This is a genomic window from Variovorax sp. RCC_210 (assembly GCF_041355175.1).
In the GTDB taxonomy this organism is placed as follows: Bacteria; Pseudomonadota; Gammaproteobacteria; order Burkholderiales; family Burkholderiaceae_C; genus Variovorax.
Genome location: NZ_JBFUPJ010000015.1, coordinates 50259 through 67656 on the forward strand (window position 1 = coordinate 50259; position 17398 = coordinate 67656).

Genomic DNA, 17398 nt, shown 5'->3' on the forward strand with positions numbered 1-17398 from the left:
GATATCAGCCCGGCCCTTCGCTGGCTGCCGCCAAAAGGGGCACCACCAGATCGCTGATCGGCGTTGGGATGCCGTGAACGCGACCCCGACGCTGCACCACCCCGTTGCGGACGTCCCATTCGAGGGGTCGGCCCGCTTGGCGGTCCGCAAGAATGGAAGTCCCCATGTCGCTCGGGGAGGCGTGAAGTTGGTCGACGATCTCTTGGGGCACCTGGTCGCCCAGTACCGCGCCTTCCGCACGGGCCACTTCGAGGCATTCGCGCAGATAGGCCAATGAGAGACTGGCGACGTCGTTCCGGGAGAACATGCCAACACAACGGCCTGACAGAACCTGCAGCCCGGCAACCGCGTTTTGCATCAGCTTTCGCCTCGCCACGGACGCGAAGTCGGCCGTCATGTCAACCGAACAGCGCGTATCACTCAAAGCCGCCATGACCACCTTGGACGCGGGGACGTCGGGCAAGGTGAGGCGCGCCTTGCGGCGCAGCCACACCGAGGCGTCCGGCTCGCGTTGAACGGGGAACCACACCACCGACGGCAGGACCGACTCGCCGGCCAGGTACGGTGCGAAAAGCGCTTTCTGCTCGACACCGTTTTGCAGTATGCAGACCACCGTCTTCGCGCTGCACAACACTGAAAGCCACGGCGCCGCGGCCTCGATCTGCGTTGCCTTGACCGCGACAAACACGAGGTCGAACGGGCTCGGGATCTGGGCCGGATCGATCCGCACGGGTCCGGGAACGACGATGTGGCCGCCATCGAAACGCAGTTCCAGGCGCTCAAGCGCGGAACGACCGCAAATCACGGGCGTTCTCCCGACCTCATGAAGCGCCGCTGCCACGGTGGTGCCGATCGCTCCTGGACCCACAAGGGCAACGGACGGATGGTGGTTTTCAGGAATCGTCGTCATGAGGGTTTTCGATGGTTGTCATTGGCTACCGATGGTCCCGTCACCGTCAGCCGATGGCGATCGTGCCGATGGCGATGACCGAGCAGGCCAGCAGCTTGCGGGCCGTCAGTGTCTCGCCGAGGAAGAAATAGCCGATCAGCGTCGCAAACACCACGCTGGTCTCACGCAATGCAGATACCGCGCCCATGGGCGCCTTGGACATGGCATAGACGACGAGTCCATAGGCCACAAGCGAGACCAGCCCGCCAATGAGAGCCGTGCTGATTCCTGGGCGCATCGTGAATAGACTGCCCACGCCGCGCAGTGCACAGAACACGAAAGGCATCAGGATGCCCCACAAGGCACACATCCACGCCGTGTAAGCCATCGGGGCCCCCGACAGGCGCACACCGATCCCGTCTACCACGCTGTAGGCAGCAATGAAACAGCCGGTTCCCAGCGCGTACGGCAGGCTCGGAACGGCAAGCCTGCGTCCCTTGAAGGCCAGAAACACGATCCCGCCGGATACCAGGGCAATCCCAAGCAGCGCGCCTGTTCCCACCCGCTCTCCGGCGAAAACGGAGGCCGCCATCGTGACCAGCAGGGGAGAAGTGCCGCGTGCAATCGGGTAGGTCTGCCCGAGATCGCCGACGCGATAGCTGCGGACGAGAAACAGGTTGTAGCCAACGTGCAGCCCCGCCGAAAGGCCTGCATAGACCCAGCTCGAGCTGGCCGGAGGCGCCAGGAACAAGGCCACTGCGGCGCTGGCCAGTGCCACAGCTATGCACATGATCGTCATCGACCACAGTCTGTCGTGTCCGCTGCGCAGCAGCGCATTCCAGCCCGCATGCAACAACGCGGCTAGAAGCACTAGCAAGACAATGGGAGCGGACATGCGTCATGCTAACGACGCAGCGCCTCGATCAAAGCGAAACGTCCTCATTGCACAATGAGCAAATCCTCATGGATTATCGATAGTCCTGCTGTGCCCTGTTCGACTCCGCAAGCAGCCAATTGCGAAAGCAGATGACATGGGACTGCGACTCGATGCCCTTGGGGCAGACAAAGTAGTAGGCAACCGGGGACGGAAACGGCAAGTCAAACAGCCTCACCAGACGGCCGTCGTTGATCTCGGATTCGACATGGCCGCTACGGGCCAGCGCAATGCCCTGGCCCAGCAATGCCGCTTCGATGGTCATGTTGGTGTCAGCGAACCTGACATTTTCCCTGAGCGTGGAGAGACCTACGCCGACTTGTTGGAACCACAGTTCCCACTTCGGCACCAGATCCGCGCCGTCGCGTGTCAGCAATGGATAGCGCAACAATTCTGCCGGCTCGCCCGGCGCCCCGAAGCGCTCGAGGAAATCGGGGCTGGCGACCGGAAAAATCTGTTCCCTGAACAGAAGTTCTGAGTACAAAGCTGCATAGTTGCCATTGCCCAGACGGATTGCAACGTCCGACTCCGCGCTTGAAAAATGGATGGCCTTGTCGGTCGTTTCCAGCGTCAACAGGATTTCCGGATGCTGGCGCGACAGGCTCGGCAATCTCGGGAGCAGCCATTTCAAGGCGAATGAGTAGGTCGTACTGACTCGGAGCCGGACCCTGCCTTTTTCCCCTCTTAGATCAGCGAGCGTTGTATTCAGGCTCGTGAAGAATTCACGCACGATCGGCGCGAGCGCCGCACCTTCGGGTGTCAGTCTCAACGACTTCCCTCGCTGGAACAGCTGCAACCCCCAGATCTCTTCGAGATTTCTCAACTGGTGACTGACGGCACTTTGAGTGACGTGCAATTCTTCCGAAGCAGAGGTGAATGTGGCGTGCCGCGTCGCAACCTCAAAGGCTCGCAAAGTGGCAGTAGGAGGCAAATCTCTCATGGGGTTGTTTCTTTGAAAGATTCAGAGAGAATTTCATGAATGAAAACTCATGATAAGAGGTTCGTTCGACCTCGGCCAAAGTGCCATCCTTGTTGACTCAGAAAAATCAGAGCAGACGCGCGCGATGTTAAAGAACCGACTATTGGCACTAAGCCACCAAGTGCCGGGGGCAGCATCTTGCGGATTTTCCGACGAGCCTGGTCGATGAAGGGCTTGATAACGATCGTCGATGAAATGCGCTCTGAGAGATGACTATCGAATAGTTCGCGACGATCTCAGGCTCGAACGGAACGAATTCGAACAACGCTGTACAGACGCTCGCCTTCAGCGGTTCGTCGTCGAGTCTTGGACCTGATCGATCTTGGCGCCGTGTCCTGCTTGCGACACTCACCTCCCCCCACCCCTACCAGCGCACCCGCACGCCCACCGACGCGTTGACCGAGCTCTTGACGCGCGCCGCACCGCCCGAGGCCCACAGCTTGCCAAGCTCGCCGTAGATCGCGGTGCGCTCGCCGAGCGCGAGCGTTAAGCCGCCGGCCACTTCGGTGCTGGTCGATCCGGTCTCGCTACGGATGGCCGTGCTGCCGCCCAGGCTCAGGAACTGCGCCACGTCTGCCCCGCCCGACGCGTGCAGCACGTTGATGCGGCCGTAGGGCTGCAGCGTGCCGGCGCCGGTGGCGATCTCGCCCTTCACGCGCACGCCCGCGCGCACGATGAGGCCGTCGTTCGAGTCCTGTGTGACCAGCGCACCCGCGATGCCCGCATCGTCCATGCGCAGGCTCTGGTGGACGAGCTGCAGCTGCGGCTCCACGGTCCAGCCGCCGCCGACGCCGAAGGCCTTGCCCACCTCCAGCGAGGCCAGCAGGCTCCTGCCCTTGCCCGAACTGCCGAAGCTCGCGATCGGCTGCACGCTGTAGCGGTGCTCGCCAGCCTGCAGCACGCCATCAGCGTGCCAGCCACTGTCACCGCTCCATGTGGCGTATGCGCCGATGTAGCGGCTGCGCAGGTCGTTGGTGCCCGCGTCCAGCCCCTGGATGCCACGCGCAAAACCGCTCACGCGGATGTTGCCCTGGAGCTGGCCGACGTAGACGCCGGCGCGCCAGTCCGCATCGGCCCACAGGTCGGTGCCGGCATGGAAGCCGTTCAGGCGCCCATCGCTGCGCGCGTTCGCAGTGCCGCGCTGGCTCACGTCGATGTCGGTGCTGATCACGCGGCCCCAGGCGCGGCGGCCGCGAGGGGCAGTACCTTCGGAGCGATCGGCGGCGTCACTCGCAACGGTTCGCGCATCCTCTGCGCCGCGCAGGTGCAGGTTCCCCAGCATCGCGAGGTTGCCCTGGCGCAGTTGCTGCGCGAGGGCAGCGTACATCGGCACTTCGATGCGGTAGGTGGGCAGGCCGCCCGGAACGCCCGGGCCACCGGGGTCGCCGGGGCCGCCCGGTGTGCCGCCGCTGGCGGTCGTGGAGCGCAAATACCAGTTCTCGCCGGCACCGCTGGCGTCTGCAGCGTGCAGCCGGTATTCGTACGCGCCTGCATCGACGTGCCCGCCGGCGAGCGTGAAGGCGTCCTTGGTGGTCTGCGCGGTGGAGGTCGCGCCGTTGAGCGCGCTGATCACCTCGATGCCGTTGCCGCTCGTGAGCGCGCCCAGGCCGCCCAGGTTGACGATCTGCACCGTGGTGCGGCCGCTCGCCGCGGCGCCGGCGCCGTCGAGCACCAGCCGGTCGGAGGGGCCTGCAGCATTGAGCACCGTGCCCAGCCGCACAACGCCGTTCTGGCCGCTGTACGGCCCGTTGACGGTGAGCGTGGTGCCCGGTGCGGCGCCTGCCAGCGAGACGGTGCCGCTGTTCGAAAGCGAGGCTACGGTCTGGTTGAAGCCGCCCAGGTCGAGCGTGGCGCCGGCCGCCACGCTGTGCGCCGAGGTCGCGCTCAGTGCGTTGGTCCCGCCCGCGCTCAGCGTGCCGGCGTTCACCTGGGTGGCGCCCGCATAGGTGTTGGCGCCCGTCAGCTTGAAATTTCCCGTGCCCTGCTTGACCACGCCGCCGGCACCCGTCACGGCGCCCGCGAAGGAGGTGTTGGTGTTGTCGCCGCCGGTCGTGAGCGTGGCGCTGCCGAGCTTGACCTCGCCGCCCGCGCTGCCACCACCCGCGAGCGAACCGATCCGCTGGTCGAAGCCGTCCAGGTAGAGCGTGGCGCCGGCCCTGTCGGCCAGTGCGATCGATGCCGCCGCGTTCAGCAGGCCCGGCGCGCCCAGGCGCAGCGTGCCCTCGGCGATGACGGTGGCGCCGGTGCGGGTGCTCGTGCCTGCGAGCGTGAGCGTGCCCGCGCCCGACTTGACCAGGTTGCCGCTGCCGCTGAGGGCGCCGCTGGCGACAAGGTCCAGGCCCGCGTCGGCGATCTCGACGCTGCCGCCGCCCGCGCCGATGTCCAGGTTGCGCGCGGTGCCGGTGAATCCGGTGCCCGAGACCTGCAGGCGCCCGCCGCTTTCCAGCACGACGTTGCCGGCGGCCGCGCCGAGGTTGCTGTCCGCGGACACGGAGAGCACGCCCGCCTGCACCGCGGTGCCGCCTGTATAAGTGTTGGCCCCGCCCAGCACCAGCGTGCCGTCGCCGGTCTTCGCGATGCCTGCGGCGCCGGCGATGGGGTTGTTCACCGTGGCGGTGTAGCCGGCCGAACCCGCGCCGCCGTCGCCCACGCGAATCTCGGCACGGGCGCCGCCGCCCGCGCCGGTCAGCGTGAGGGTATCGCCGGCCAGCGTGTAGCCGCTGCTCGCGAACTGCATGCCGGTGGCCTGTACCGCGCTGCCGGTGTTGTCCACCGTCACCGTGCCCGGCGCGCCGGTGAAGATCGCGAAGCCCGGCTGCGGCAGCATCGGCGCACTCACGGTGCCCACGGTGTCGGTCCACACCGGCGCGGTGCTCGACCAGGTGCCGGTGCCGCCGCCCGATTGCGTCGGGCTCGCCAGGCCGTTCGCGTTCCAGAAGTTCAGCGTCATGCCGGTGCTGTTGACGAGCGTGAAGCGCTTGTCGGCGGCCAGGTTCTGCAGAGAAAGGGCGCTGCCGGCCGGCACGCCGCCCAGCGCCAGCGTGCCGCCGCCGGTGAGCGCGCCGCCATAGTCCACGAGCCGGTACACGCCGGGGCCGAAGCCGCCGGCATTCGTCACGTTCAGGGTGGTGCTGCCCGCGATAAGCAGGTCGCCGCCCACGCTCACGCTGCCGCTCTGGCCGGGCGTGGCGAAGTCGGGGCCGGGCGCGCCGAACTGGTAGTCGAACACGCTGCCGTTGGCCAGCGACAGCTTGCCGCCAATGGTGAGCGTGCCCAGCGCGCCGGCGCCGATGCCCGGCGCCAGCACGGCCGTGGCGTTGAGCGTGACGTCGCCGCCGATGCGGCCGTTGCCCGACAGGGTGCCGCCGTTCTGTATCGTGACCGCGCCATTCCCGGTCGCGCTGCCAGCCACGTTGCCCACCTGAAGCGTGCCGCTGCTGACCACCGTCGGCCCCGTGTAGTTGCTGGCGCCGTTCAGCGCGAGGGTGCCGGTGCTGCCCATCGAGATCCCGCCGGTGCCGTTGATCGTGCCGCCCAAGGTGATGTTCCTGGCGCCTGCAATGCCCAGGTTGGCGTTGAGCACGACGTCGTTCGCGAGCGTCACGTCGGTGCTGGCGGCGAGCGTCGAGGTGCTGCCCACCGTCAGCGCGCCGGTGCCCAGCGCCGCGTTGTTGCCGACGCTGAGCGTGCCGGCCTGCAGGTCGATGCCGCCGCCGAAGTTGTTGGCGTTGTTCAGCGCCAGCGTGCCGGTGCCGTTCTTGACGAGCGAGCCTGCGCCGGTCACCGCGCCGTCGAACGCGATGTCCGGTGCGCCGCCCACCGTGAGCGTGGCGCCCAGCGAGACGGCGTTCGCCAGCGTGAGCGCACCGCCGGTGCTCGCGAGCGTGGCATTGCCGGTCACGCCAAGCGTGCCGGTGCCCAGCGATGTGCTCGTGCCCAGCGACAGCTTGCCGCCCGCCAGCGTCACACCGCCGCCGAAGTTGTTGGCGCTGCCCAGGGTGACGTCCGCGCCGCTGATCGCGAGCTTGCCCGCGCCGCCGGTGCCGCCGTTCAGCGCGAGCGCGTTCGGGCCCGCCAGGCTCAGCGTGGCGCTCGCGCCCAGCCCGACGCTGTTGCCGAGCGCGATGCCCGGCACGCCTGCGGTCAGCGTCGCATTGGCACCGACGGCGAGCCCGCCCGTGCCCAGCGCGCCGTTGTTGCCCACGCTGAGCGTGCCGCTGCCCAGGTTGACGCCGCCCTTGAACGTGTTGGGGCCGTTCAGGGCCAGCGTGGCCGTGCCGTCGTAGCCGAGCGCGCCGGTGCCCGACACGGTCCCGCCGAGCGCGATGTTGCTGGCGCCGCCGATGGCCAAGCCCGCATTGAGCACCACCGCGTTGCCCACGGCCACGTTGGCGCTGCTGTCCAGCGCCGCATTGCCGTTGACCGTGAGCGCGCCAACGCCCAGCGACGTGTCGGTGCCCAGGCGCACGCTGCCGGCTTGCAGGTTCACGCCGCCCGAGGAGTTGTTCGCATTGCCCAGCGTGAGCCGCGAGCTGCCGGTCTTCACGATGCCGCCGAGGCCGCTCATCGCGCCGTTCATTGCCAGGTCGCTGCTGCCTCCGACAGTCAGCTGGGCGTTGAGACTGAATTTGTTGCCCACGCTCACCGGCGTGTTCGCCGAGAGCGAACTGGCGCCGCTGACCGTGACCGCCCCCTGGCCGAGCGCGGTGTCATTGCCGACGGTGAGCGCGCCGCCGCCCAGGTTCATGCCACCGGTGAAGGTGTTTGCGCCGTTGAGCGTGAGCCCCGGCGCGCCGGCCAGGCTGATGCCGCCCGCGCCGCTGACCTTGCCGTTGATCGCGAGCGCGCCACCGCTGCCCCCCGCGCCGAAGTTCAGCGTGCTGTTGAGCACGATGTTGTTGCCCAGCGCAACGCCGGCCGCCCCGGTCAGCGATCCGGCGCCGTCGACGGTCAGGTCGCCCGTGCCGAGCGCGCCGCTGCTGCCCACATCGATCGCGCCGGCCTGCAAGGTGGTGCCGCCGCCATAGTTGTTGCTGCCGGCCAGCGACAGGTTGCCGCTGGCGAGCGTGAGGCTGCCCGCGCCGGCGATGTTGCCGCCCAGCGTCAGGCTGCCCGCGCCGTTGAGCGTGAGCGCGCCGTTCAACTGCACCAGGTTGGTGACCGTGCCGGTGAAGGCGGTGTTGAGCGACGATGGGCCGCCTACGATGAACAGGCCCGTGCCCAGCGAGGCGGCCGAGCCGAGCGTGAGGCCGCCCGCATTGAGCGCGAGCCCCCCGCTGAAATCGTTGTTCCCCGACAGGGTGAGGGTGCCGGCGCCCTGCTTGACCACGCCGCCGCCGCCGCTGATTGTGCCGCCCAGCGTCAGGTCGTTGGCGCCTTGCACAGTCAGGCCAGTGGTCACGTTGATGTTCTGTGCAAGCGTGATGCCGCTGACCGAGGCCTCGATGGCGCCGCCGTTCCCGGTCATCGTGCCGGTGCCGAAAGACAGCGCGTTGTCAAAGATCGCGGTGCCGCCGTTCAGGAAGGTGCTGCCGCTCACCACCGCGCCGGTGAGCGTCCAGGCGCCGCTGTTGACGATGAGGTTCTCGAAATTGAGGTACTTCAGGGCAGAGATGCTCCCGGTGCCGCTGTTGCCCGAACCGGGCGGGTTGACGGTGTTCTGCAGCACCAGCGTGTCGGTGCCGCCAACGCCCGCATCGACCGTGCCCCCCGCCGCGAAAGTCAGGGAGCCCGGCGGCAGCGTGGGCGTGGGAATGGTGTTGCCAGGCAGCGGCGTCGCCCCGCCGTTGATCGACGAGCCGGTCACCGCCGTGAAAGTGTCGCTGCTGGTGCCGGTGCCCAGCGTGACGCTGCCGTTGACCGTGCCCGCGTTGGTGAAGGTATTGCCACCGGCGGTGGGGCTCTCGAAAGCCACGCGGCCGGTGATCGTTCCGGTGTTCGTGAAGTTGACGTTGCCCCCACCGTAGACGGCCACGGCAATCGAGTTGAACGGATCGAACAAGCCCAGCGCGGCCATGCCGATGGTGCCGCTGTTGTTGAACGACATGGCCCCGCTGTTGGCGATGACCACCGCCGCGCCCTGCAGCCCGAAGGTGCCGTCGAACGTGCCTTCAATCGCGCCCTGGTTGTTGACCACGATGTTGCCGCTCGTGGGCGCAACGAGGTTGCCGATGGTGAGCGCGCGCGCGAGCACGAGAGAGCCCGCAGCGTTCGCGTCAATGCTGCCCTTGTTGGTGAGCGTGACGCCGATGCCGCCCAAGGTCATCGCTGTGCCGCCTGGCAGTGTGCTCATGATGGCGCCTGCCTGTACCGTCACGCCCAGGTTGTTGGCATTGCTGAGAAAGCTGTTCGGGTTCGGCGGCAGGAGGATCGGCACGCCGGTGCAGCTCACCGCGTCGCCATCGGCAGGCGCCGCGGGCGAGCAGGCCGCGTCCGCATCGCCGCTGTGCAACTGGAGCGTCACGAGCGCGGCCAGTCCAATCAACGAAGCAGCGGTGGCTGGCTTACGCCGCCGCGAGCCGGACGAGCTCGTACCGCTGCCGCGGCTCGCACGCGCAGCTTCGGAAACGACCTGGGCTTGTCCCAGGTTGCGATTGAACACCACACGGTGAATGCGGTTCATCAGGCCTCCTCTCGGTCCTTGGAGCGCGGATTATTTGAGGCAATGTTTGCCGCGACATCACTTTTACGCGCCTCTGTTGGTGTCACGCATCACACCTCGAGAGACAAATCAAACGCGGTCTTTGGAAGGCAGATCCAAAGTTCTAAACACTGCCGCAAGAGGTGCTGAAGCAGCTGAAGCAGCTGAAGCTCAACGGGCGCAGTATTGCGATGGCCTATGTGCCCGTCGGCGGTGCCCTCCCTCGTACCGCCTCGCATCGGCCGCGAAAACAATTTCCGGCTTCAGGTGTACGACTGCAAGACGATGAGCGTGTGGAACAGAAACCCGCGGCACGCTCGTCGGAGCGCGGCGCGTGGAAGACTTCATCGTCAGCGAATGCTCGATGCGGGCCATTGAAGATTCAATACCTCTCGCGCGACTTGCGCTTCGAGTTGCACCAGGCAACAGCGATCTATTCCCCGAGTTGCACGCCGCACCTGAGGTGCGCCGAGCCGGACCGAGTCGCGCGCATCGACGCGGTGTCGGTATCGCGGGCGTGGCTTTTTACAGCTCTGCCAGGGGCCGGCACCAGTGCCTTGCAGCGTCGCAGCGCCGGCGCGCTCAAACGTGTAGCCCGCGAGGTGCCCGCGCGATAGACCTGCCGACACAATCGGCGCTCGGATAGTCTCATCCTTGCGAAATCGCATGCCGCGCTCTACCCGTGCCTGGTCAGGCCCGCGCCATTCGCGAAGTGGCCCACGGCACTGCAGCTCGTGCTTTCCTACGCGATGGCAGGTCGTTTGCCCACGCGCGATGCGCAGCCGGGAACCATGTTCATGCACTGACCAGCTTTTGATCGGTGCTCTGGCTGGCGCTGACATCCATCGACGCTCACGCAGTCTCGTGCAGCCCCCAGCCCATCCGCACGGCGCTCCAATCCCTCTCCATGTTGCCCGCTCGAATCGACAGCCGCTCCCGGAACCTCGTTTTCTACGCCCAAACGAGGCGGGCGTAAGCGTCACGCTGTCCCACCTTTGCTGCAGCCACCCCAACCTGGCTCGCCAGCAGATCGGTGCCCACGTGCCCGCCTGCAAGACGGGCAGGCGCCCCTCGATGAGGCGCGCACCGTGCCGTTTTGGCGGCTAGATACCGGCGAAAATCAACCGGCCTTTGACGCAGAGGTTGCCGCCTCACGCACCTGACCAGCAGTTACGCCGCGCACATCGTCGTGGCGAATCCGCTGGCTCGGTTCTGGTTGGGGCGATCCGCCCGCGAAATAGCTTGGACCGATCGGCAGCATCATTGCAGGCCCTGCAGACAGCCGCCTGTCGGGCCGCCCCAGGCTGCCTTGGCAGTGGTTGACGCGGCCTACGAGTGACCGCGCCCGCACCTCACGCGCGCGCACGAGCCTGCGTCTAGCATCGAGCTGGCAGTTCCATCCCACTTAATTTCAAGCGAGCATTCATGAATTCGAAGATGGCCGGGTCCCCTCACACATTGGTGTGGTACGCGGGCGCTGATGGTTGCGTCAATGTCGCCAACCCGCTGTGGCAAGAGTTCACCGGGCAGCGCTTCGAAGACTACAAAGGCTGGGGCTGGCTTCAAGCCATTCATGCCGACGACAGGGCGACGGTGCGCCAACGGTGGGCCGAAGCGCTGGAGGCCGGTCAAGCGTTCACCGTGAATTATCGGCTCCTGCGCGCGAATGGCGAGTACCGCGAGGTTGTGGCTCAGGGCGCACCGGTACACGACGCAGGGACCCTTAAGCAGTGGGTTGGCTTCGTCGTCGACACAAGCGAGGGCATCCGCGCGCAAGCTGCGCGCCAGGCGAGCGAGGATCGCCTTCGTGTGCTCGACGAGATCGGTCAGGCGACGCGTCATCTCCAGAGCGCGGACGACATCATGGCGTCGACCGCCTGTGTCCTGGGCAAAGCGCTTGGCGCGACCCGATGTGCCTATGCAGACGTGGACAGTGACAGCAACCGGTTCACCATTCGAAGCGATTGGGCAGTCGAGGGTGTGCCAAGCAGTGCCGGCGTCTACTCGTTGGAGCTGTTCGGCCCGCAAGCCACGTCCAACCTCCGCCAAGGCCTTCATCTCATCGTGAACGATGTGGACGCAGAACTTGGGGACGAAGGTGGCGCGCGCATGTTCAACGCCATCGGCATCAAGGCCATCATCTGCGCCGGACTGGTGAAAGAGAACCGGCTGGTGGCGATGATGGCCGTCCATCAGGCCACCACGCGTCGATGGACCGACGCCGAAGTCCTCGTCGTGTCCGAAGTCGTCGACAGGTGCTGGGCCCACATCGAACGTACGCGAGACGCCGCCCTCCTCAGGGACCAGGACGCAAGGAAGGACGAGTTCATCGCGACCTTGGCCCATGAACTGCGCAACCCCCTTGCCCCGATCAAGTACGCCGTAGCCATCGCGAGTCGTCGCGCAAACGACGACGTGGTCGCATCGAAGCTCGCGGTGATCGATCGCCAGGCGAGCCTCATGGCCCGACTCATCGACGATCTGCTGGACATCTCGCGGATCAGCCGAGGCGTGATCGAACTGCGACGCCAGATCGTCCCGCTGGACATGCTGGTGGCGAATGCGCTCGAAGCCGCGCAGGTGCTGCTGGAGCGGCAGGGCCATCGGGTCGAAATGCGCGTGGCGCCTGGCATGGACGTCTACGCGGATCCGGCCAGAATGGTCCAGGTGATCGGCAATCTCCTCACCAATGCCGCGAAGTACACCCCTGTAGGCGGCAGCATCGTCGTCGAGGCGTACACAAGGGGGCATCAGGCTGTCATCTCGGTGACCGATTCAGGCTATGGGATGTCGTTGAGCGACGCGAGCAGGGTGTTCGACATGTTCACGCAGTTGCCGCACACCAAAGCGCATGCACAAGGTGGTCTTGGGCTCGGGCTGTCGTTGGTGCGCAAGCTGATGGAACTGCATGGCGGCACCGCCCAGGTGAGCAGTCCGGGTGTGGACCAGGGAAGCACTTTCAGGTTGGAGCTGCCCCTGGCAGATCCTTCGCCGCTATCAGTAGAAAGGACTGCGCCTGAACTGGCGAGGGTCACGGACACCACGGACACCACGGACACCACGGACAGCACGGACGACATGAACGGCGCAGGCGGCAGTGCCGATCGGGCTCGGCCCGGAGGCCGTAGGGCACCGCTGCAAGGCGCACGAGTTCTGGTCGTGGAGGACAACGAAGACGGTCGTGAGGGGCTGGTCGCATTCCTGCAAGGCGTGGGCGTCGAGGTGGAGGCGGCCAGCGAAGGCTTGCAGGCCCTGAAGCTCGCTGAGCAGCACCGGCCGGAGATCGTGCTGCTGGATCTCGGCCTTCCGGGCATGGACGGGTATGCGGTGGCACAGGCTCTGCGAGCGCGCCATCCGCCTGAGCGAATGGCCATCATGGCGCTGACGGGTTGGGGCGCGGGCCGGGACCAGGAGCGCACACGTGCTGCGGGGTTTGACGCGCATCTCGTCAAGCCGGTGCAGCCTGACGCGTTGCTTCGCGCGATCGAAGCGGTCATGGGCCGCGCGTCTTCGCCTTGACCGTCCTTCGCCTCGCGTGACAAGAGCAAAAAACCATCCCGTTACCCCCGACGGGCGGTATTTCGTCGTGAATGGCCGGCTGTGGCGGACGAGCGATCCGAATCTCAGCGAACACGCCCGAGAAGCCTGGACTGCCAAGTTGATGGCCGCTCGGCGCCAGGTGGGACTTGCGTTGAAATCGGGTGACATTGTGGCGCTGAAAGCGGCACGTGCGACGGTCGACGCCGCCAAGCGCGCGCTGGGCGAGCGCGGCCCGGTATGGTGGACCGACGGAGCCCCGGACCTCAACAGGCACATGGTGACCCATACGTCCTACAAGCGCTGGTACGAGGAACTGCAACCCGGCCAATGACCGCGGGACACGGTTGCTTGCGCTGCGCATGCGTGCGTTGCACACGTCGGCCCTGCCTTCGCGCTGACCGTACATCGCACGAACCCAAAGATCTTCATGAAAATGCCGACCCTGGTTGGCGCTGCAGCGAGGGGGGTTCGCCCCGGCAGGGCAAGCGCTCGCTCTTTCAGGGAAGGGCAGCTCTGCGCACGTGAGGCACGGCGCGGGCGCAAGGGTGCCAACTGTTCAGCGCCGCATCAGCGCCTTAGAGCCCAGAGCCCAGAGCCCGAGGCTGGTCCGTCAATACCAGGTGCCCCCATGGGATGCGGCCAGTCCCACGCGGCGCCGTCGACCACCGCCCGTCTCGCTCACCGCCCCGCTGACTGCTTCCACCGCACCCCGTCGAACGCACGACATGCAGCTTGAAGGACTGGTTGCGCGTCGCTGAGCCAGACGATTGCTCTTGCTGTCAAACACAGGCGACCACACCACGCGCGGGCGCGTGAACCGCACGCTCCCGCTGCGCCCGTGACAGCCCTGTCAGTTGAAGCCTTCCGTCTGGTCCTTGTACGAGCCGTCGAGCATCTTGTAGCGCCACTGCAGCGTGCGCGACACGTACTGCGACGTGGTCAGTGCCGCAAAGCTGCCGCCTACCGCCACCACCGACCGGCTGCTCGCGCCCTTGGGCACCGAGGTCGAGGCAGAGTTGACGGCGCGCGTGCCGTCGTTGCTGTACACGTTGACCGATTCGATGCGCTCCGCATACGGGTTCACGAGCCATTCGAGCGTCAAGGTGGTGGCCTCCGGCGCACCGTTGCTCGCCAGCGCCTGGGTGCTCTGGGGAATGGTGTGCCATTGCTGCGTGGCCGCATGGGCGGCGGGCACCACGGGGGTCACCATGCGCAGCGAGAAGCTCAGCGCGGGGGTCAGTGTGGTCGGCGTGGCCGGGTCGGCGTCTAAAGCAGTGAACAGCTCGAACTCGTAGCGCGACCAGCCCGGCACCTTGCTCAGGTCGAACTTCCAGTTGGCGCTGGGCAGCTCGCCATACATGGCCGGGTGCGCCCAGTTGGTGTAAGCGGGCGTGGCTTGCGCGATCGACGGCTTCGGCCGCAGCGCGAAGGCGTCGGGGCCCGTGATGTCGCGGCTGCGCTGCAGGTTGAAGAGGTTGATGGAGTTGGCGACGAACTGCTGCGGGCCGGCCGGGATCGTTCCCGAAGTATTGAGGATCGACAGCCAGCTTTGCGGCAGTTCCCCGGGGTCGGCCAGCACCAGGCCCGCATCGGGCAGGCCCGGGCCCTTCACGCGCGCATACCGCAGGTTGGGCAGGCTCGGTCCGTAGCCGGGGCGGGCGACGTAGATTTCCAGTCCGCTCTGGAAGCGCGACGGTCCCGTGGCGTACTGCTCCTGGAAGGCCGCGGGCAGAAGTTGCTCCTGGCGCCGTATGGAGGCGCGCACATAGGCGTTCACCGTGCGGTGGTTTCCGTACAGCCACCAGTTCGTGTTGCGCGCGGTGGTGGCGGTGTTGGCGAACTTCTTCACCACCAGGATGCGGTTGTCCGGCACGCCGTTCTTGTCGGTGAAGCGCAGGTTCACGACGGCTTCGTCGCGGCTGTCCTGCTGCTTGGTGTAGCGCAGCAGCTCGGGGCGGTTGAAGCGCGCGCCGTCCATGTCGGGCGAAGCGATCAGGCCGCCGAAGGAGGCGGCGGCATCGAGGCCGCTGTGCAGGTAGCTTGCGCTGCCGGTCTGCTGGGCCGGGGCATCGTCGACCACCAGGCCGTCGCATGCGGGCGACGAACTGCGCGGTGCCGAGGCCACGGCAAAGCAGGCCGTGAAGCCGGTCTGCAGAAAGTCGAGCTCGGTCACCGAGAAATCGCCGGCGGTCGAGGCCGCCACGGTCGCGGGCGCGGTGGTGGTGGCATCGGCCAGCGGCACCGACGGCGCATCGGGGTTGAGTGTGTTCGACAGCACCGGCGAGCCGTTCTCGAAGGTCACGCGCACCTGGTCGAGCATCCTGTCGGCGCCCGTGTTGGAGCCGCCGACAAAGGGGGTGGAGATGGGGTCGAAGGTGGCCGGGTCGAGCCCGACGCTGGTGAGCACGTCGGCGAGTTGCTTGGCGACGTTGACGCGCACCGCCTGCAGGGCGCCGGCGTCCACCGCCGCCAGCGCGGCCGGGTCGTTCACCAGGGCCAGCGGGTCCTTGTTGGGTGCCAACTGCGCGGCGATGGCGGTGGTCAGCGGGCTGATGTTGGCCGTGGCGTTGCTGCCCGCCGCCGGCAGTGTGGTCACCAGGCTGACCATGGGGTTGCGCAGGCCCGAGGGGTCGGTGGCCACCAGCACGAGCGGCACGGCCGCGGTGCTCTTCAGCTCGCACGTGAAGGCACCCTTGTCGTCGGCCACCAGAGGGGTCACGGTGCAGCGGTCGGCGCCGTTCCTGTCGAGAATGCGCACCTCGGCGCCGGCGAGCGCGGCGCCCGTGGCGACCGTGCCGTCGATCGACGTGACGGCTGCGGCAGGGCCGGGCTCTGGCGCCGGTGCCGGGGTTGGCGAGGGCGCGGGCGCGGCGCCGACCGGAAAGTAGGAAGCCCCGCCGCCGCCTCCGCCTCCACCTCCACAGGCGGCCAGCAACGCCAGCGTCACGATGGACAGGACATGGGGAATCTTCAAGGTCGATGAGGGCATGTTGGGCTCGTCCAAAGGTTGAAAAACTCCGGACCTCCCGGCGTTTTGTGAACCTTAGCGGTCACTTCCGGAAAAGAAATGATGCAAATGCACCATTCTTGAAACGGGTCGGTGGGTGCCAGGGTTTTCGAGGGAGGAGCACAAAGTCGGCCCTTGCGAATCACGGAAACAGGGGATGCGTTATCCCGCGGGCGCGGCAAGACTCGGCCCATGACCCCACCAGCGCCGCACGACATCGGCACGCTCCTGCTGCAGCTGTACCGGCTCTCGCACGAACTGCCGATGCAGGCGTTTCAGGACGCCGCGCTCGAACTCGTCAAGCCGGTACTGCCATTCGACGCCTCGATGTGGGGCACGGCCACAACAGCCGAAGAGGGCATCGACGTTCACACGCTGCACCTCTACCGCAAGACGCCCGACATGATGCGGGAGTACGACGACTTCAAGCACCTCGACTCCGCGGCCGCGAGCTTTTTCGGCAAGGGACAGGGCACCCAGGGCTTCAACTCGGCAAGCTGGTGGAGCGGGCCCCGGTATGCGCCGTTCTTGGACTATGTGCGGCGCTACGACCAGAACAACATCTTCATCACGATGGACAGCAACCCGCAGTCGAACTTCATGCACTGGTTCTCGCTGTTTCGCGCCGACCCCGACGCGCACTGCAAGCCAGAGGAAGTGAGCCTGCTGGCGAGCCTGTCGCCGCACATGATGCAAGCGCTTGCGCTCAACCGCGTGATGCATCTGGACCGGACGCAATCGCCCGCCGCTGCCCTGCAGCCGCGGGGCTCGGCCATTGCGGACCTGAAGGCGCCATTTACCACTGCGACGTGAGCTTCGTGGCGCTGATGCAGGAAGAGTTCGAGGGCTGGCCGCGTCAGAAGCTGCCGACCTCGCTGCTGGAGCACTTCATGACGGTGCAGTGCGCCTATTTAGGGCGGCATGTCGCGGTGTCGTCGCGGCTGGAGCAGCGTCTTTTGTTCCTGGGCGTACGCAAGCGCTGCGCCGCCGACGGCCTCACGCCGCGCGAGCGCACCGTGGCCGAACTGCTGGCGCGCGGCGACACGCACAAGGACATCGCCGCCATCCTGAGCCGCTCGCCGGCCACCGTGCGCAACCACATTCAGGCCATCTACGACAAACTGCAGGTGGGCAACGTCGCCGGACTGATCAAGGCGTTGCGCCTCGCGGCTTGAACACCGTGCTCGCGCCAGAGTCAAGCCTGGCGGCGTCCCCGTCCGCAACGATGCAGCAGCTCGCAGCGCGACACTCAATCACAAGTCATTGCAGCCAATTCGTTGCACGGTCGCCAAACAGGTCCCGCTCATGGCCGCGTACCGTTGCCCGTCCAACGATGCCGCGATCACGCTCACGGCCTGACGCCGATGGACTCCACTGCCAGGAGCGATCCGCGGGCAATCTCTCATTCC

General features: G+C 66.7%; 9 protein-coding genes. 4 read left to right on the plus strand and 5 right to left on the minus strand.

Annotation, left to right across the window (positions count from 1 at the left end; genetic code table 11):
* Window positions 1–4 precede the first annotated feature (4 nt).
* The 4 genes from AB6807_RS31075 to AB6807_RS31090 form a co-directional block, all read right to left on the minus strand.
* On the minus strand, window positions 5–910 hold the full coding sequence (locus AB6807_RS31075; protein ID WP_371087590.1) for an oxidoreductase: 906 nt from the start codon (window positions 908–910) through the stop codon (window positions 5–7).
* Between the two features lie 46 nt (window positions 911–956).
* A complete protein-coding gene (locus AB6807_RS31080) occupies window positions 957–1784 on the minus strand; it encodes an EamA family transporter (protein ID WP_371087591.1) in 828 nt (275 codons plus the stop codon).
* A 73-nt stretch (window positions 1785–1857) separates the two neighbouring features.
* Window positions 1858–2763 (minus strand): transcriptional regulator GcvA, encoded by a 906-nt coding sequence (gene gcvA, locus AB6807_RS31085; protein ID WP_371087592.1) that lies wholly within the window; start codon window positions 2761–2763, stop codon window positions 1858–1860.
* Between the two features lie 403 nt (window positions 2764–3166).
* Window positions 3167–9424, minus strand: a complete 6258-nt coding sequence (locus AB6807_RS31090) for an autotransporter outer membrane beta-barrel domain-containing protein (RefSeq protein ID WP_371087593.1) — start codon at window positions 9422–9424, stop codon at window positions 3167–3169.
* Window positions 9425–10867: 1443 nt separating this feature from the next.
* Between AB6807_RS31090 and AB6807_RS31095 the strand changes: the two genes are divergently transcribed.
* Window positions 10868–12961, plus strand: a complete 2094-nt coding sequence (locus AB6807_RS31095; protein WP_371087594.1) for an ATP-binding protein — start codon at window positions 10868–10870, stop codon at window positions 12959–12961.
* A 16-nt stretch (window positions 12962–12977) separates the two neighbouring features.
* Window positions 12978–13313: a hypothetical protein gene (locus AB6807_RS31100; protein WP_371087595.1), complete on the plus strand. Its 336-nt coding sequence runs from the start codon at window positions 12978–12980 to the stop codon at window positions 13311–13313.
* Between the two features lie 519 nt (window positions 13314–13832).
* Here the strand turns inward: AB6807_RS31100 and AB6807_RS31105 are convergent.
* A complete protein-coding gene (locus AB6807_RS31105; RefSeq protein WP_371087596.1) occupies window positions 13833–15971 on the minus strand; it encodes a hypothetical protein in 2139 nt (712 codons plus the stop codon).
* Between the two features lie 210 nt (window positions 15972–16181).
* Between AB6807_RS31105 and AB6807_RS31110 the strand changes: the two genes are divergently transcribed.
* Both AB6807_RS31110 and AB6807_RS31115 read left to right on the plus strand, forming a co-directional pair.
* Window positions 16182–16802, plus strand: a complete 621-nt coding sequence (locus tag AB6807_RS31110) for a hypothetical protein (RefSeq protein WP_371087597.1) — start codon at window positions 16182–16184, stop codon at window positions 16800–16802.
* Window positions 16799–17164, plus strand: a complete 366-nt coding sequence (locus AB6807_RS31115) for a LuxR C-terminal-related transcriptional regulator (RefSeq protein WP_371087598.1) — start codon at window positions 16799–16801, stop codon at window positions 17162–17164. Before AB6807_RS31110 ends, AB6807_RS31115 begins: the two co-directional genes overlap by 4 nt.
* Window positions 17165–17398 lie beyond the last annotated feature (234 nt).